Origin of the sequence: Roseateles sp. (genome assembly GCF_036404855.1) — a bacterium.
GTDB lineage: Bacteria > Pseudomonadota > Gammaproteobacteria > Burkholderiales > Burkholderiaceae_C > Pelomonas.
This window is the reverse complement of the sequence record NZ_DASWYS010000039.1, coordinates 1-2,251: the sequence shown is the minus strand read 5'-3', so window position 1 is coordinate 2,251 and position 2,251 is coordinate 1. Positions and strand designations below refer to the sequence as shown.

The 2,251-nt window shown below is 65.3% G+C and carries 5 protein-coding genes; 3 read left to right on the top strand and 2 right to left on the bottom strand.

The window, feature by feature from the left end; translation table 11 throughout:
- Together VGF12_RS02330 and VGF12_RS02325 are read right to left on the bottom strand one after the other, a co-directional pair.
- A partial coding sequence (locus VGF12_RS02330) for an FKBP-type peptidyl-prolyl cis-trans isomerase N-terminal domain-containing protein (protein ID WP_331174436.1) occupies positions 1-600 on the bottom strand: 600 nt, incomplete at its 3' end.
- 82 nt (positions 601-682) lie between these two features.
- On the bottom strand, positions 683-1,246 hold the full coding sequence (locus tag VGF12_RS02325; protein ID WP_331174435.1) for a glutathione peroxidase: 564 nt from the start codon (positions 1,244-1,246) through the stop codon (positions 683-685).
- Positions 1,247-1,381: 135 nt separating this feature from the next.
- On the opposite strand from VGF12_RS02325, the gene VGF12_RS02320 reads away from it, so the two are divergent.
- The 3 genes from VGF12_RS02320 to VGF12_RS02310 form a co-directional block, all read left to right on the top strand.
- On the top strand, positions 1,382-1,642 hold the full coding sequence (locus tag VGF12_RS02320; RefSeq protein ID WP_331174434.1) for a hypothetical protein: 261 nt from the start codon (positions 1,382-1,384) through the stop codon (positions 1,640-1,642).
- A 3-nt stretch (positions 1,643-1,645) separates the two neighbouring features.
- Positions 1,646-2,008, top strand: a complete 363-nt coding sequence (locus VGF12_RS02315) for a GntR family transcriptional regulator (protein ID WP_062356164.1) — start codon at positions 1,646-1,648, stop codon at positions 2,006-2,008.
- On the top strand, positions 2,008-2,251 hold a 244-nt coding region (locus VGF12_RS02310; RefSeq protein WP_331174433.1), incomplete at its 3' end, for an ATP-binding cassette domain-containing protein. The genes VGF12_RS02315 and VGF12_RS02310, both read left to right, overlap by 1 nt.

Below are 2,251 nucleotides of genomic sequence, written 5' to 3'. Positions count from 1 at the left end.
CACGCCCGGCTTGACCTTGTTCTCGGCGAGGAACTTCGCGCCTTCATCGCGGTTGCGCTGGCCGGCGGTGGCCTGACGCTTGGAGAGATAGGCCTGCATCTCGGCCTGCGCCTGCTCCACCGACAGCAGCGGCGTGCCGGTCTTGCCGGTGATCGTGCGCACGGCCTGCACCAGCGTCGCGGGGTCGATCTCGTCCTTGAACGGCAGCAGCGACGGACCGACCACGTACGTGCCCAGGAACAGACCCACCTTGGTCTTGTCGACCGGCGGCGGCGCGCTGCCCGGCGGCATGCCCGGGATGGGCTGGCCGTCGGCGACGGCCAGGTTGACGCGCAGCAACTGGTCGGTCGCCTGCGCTTCCTGCTCGGAGATGAGGTTCGGCTTGCCTTCGAAGGTGTTGACGATCGCGCGCTGGAACGCGGCGGTGTCGAGGAACGGCCCGACCGGCTGCAGCGAGTTGCCCACGTCCACGCCGATGGCGTAGCTGACCTTGTCGCGCTCGGTGGTCAGCGCGGTTTTTTCCTGTGCAGACACGCTGCCTCCCAACATCGAAAACGAGATTGCCAACAACACGGCTGCGCCGCGAACCGACCGCTTCATCCTTCCTGCTCCTGGAACCTGCGCCACGATGGCGGCGCCAAACCGATATTGTGGCACGCCGGCCACCTGCCGAGGCACCGCGTCAACGCGCAGCGCGCGGTGCCTTCAGTTCGCGCTCGATGGCAGCGACCAGCGCGGGATCGTCCGGCGCTGTCTTGCTGGGGAAATTCGCGACCACGCGGCCATTCCTGCCGATCAGATACTTGTGGAAGTTCCACGCAGGCGCCGTGCCCGTTGCCTGCGCGAGCGACTTGTACAGGGGCGTAGCGTTGTCGCCGGTCACGACAACCTTTTCGAACATGGGGAACTTGACACCATAGGTCAGCGTGCAGAACTCCTGGATCTCCTTCTCGCTGCCCGGCTCCTGGCCCTTGAAGTCGTTGGACGGGAACCCGAGCACCGAGAAGCCCTGGCCGGCGTAACGCTGGTGCAGGGACTCCAGTCCTTCGTACTGCGGCGTATACCCGCATTTACTTGCGGTGTTCACGATCAGCAGCACCTGCCCCGCGTACGCCTTCTTCAGGTTTACCGGCGCCTTGCCCGCCAGCGGACGGTAGCTGACGTCCAGCAAACCCGCCGCCAGGGCCGCTGCGGACACGCCCGCCAGGACCATAAACATAAGTATTTTCAACGACTTGAGCTTCATTTCACTACCCCGCTAGTGCGAACATCACAAGTATGCCTTCAGTTGGGTGACAAAACGTTCCCGGACAGTTGACGACCCGTGTTTTGGTGTTATAGTTGAATACAACACCACTCACCCAACTCACGGGGAGATGCCATGAACCAGAAACTGACCCACACGCTGCCCAGCCTGACCGTCGGCGGCCTGCTGCTGGCGGCGGGCGCACTGGCGGCCATGTCCGGCGGCCGCACGTCCGAGGTGGATCCCGCGACGCTGGTGGGCGCGCTGGAAACGGACGTCGGCGAGATCACCGGCGACGGCACCGCGGCGGAACCGGCGCAGCACAAGCGTCGTGCCCGGGCCTCGCTGGCCATGCCGTACTTCTCCTTCGGCCAATCCCTGCGTCCGAGGAGCTGACCCATGGCGCCCATCCAATGGAGCGACGGTGCTCCCATCTACCGTCAGCTGAAGGACCGCGTGATCGCCATGATGCTGGACGGCATCCTGAAGCCGGGCGACGCGCTGCCCTCCGTCCGCCAGGTGGCGGCCGAGTACCAGCTCAATCCGATTACCGTTTCGCGCGCTTACCAGGAACTGGCGGATGAAGCCCTGGTCGAGAAGCGCCGCGGCCTGGGCATGTTCGTCACCGACGAAGCCGCCCGGAAGCTGCGCGGCAGCGAGCGCGAGCGGTTCCTGACCGAGGAGTGGCCGGCCGTCGCCGAGCGTATCGAGCGCCTGGGCCTGTCCATCGAAGAGTTGCTGCAATCCAAGGGGATCAAGTGATGAATGCTGCAATCGCCAACACCGTGGTGTCGGCCCACGGCCTGCGCAAGGCCTACAAGAACAAGCTTGCGCTGAACGACACCAGCTTCGAGATCGAAGCGGGCAAGATCATCGGCCTGATCGGCCCGAACGGGGCCGGCAAGACCACCGCCCTCAAAGCCATCCTCGGGCTGACGCCGTTCGAGGGCCAGCTGAAGGTGCTGGGCCTGGACCCGCGCAAGGACCGCGACGAGCTGATGAAGG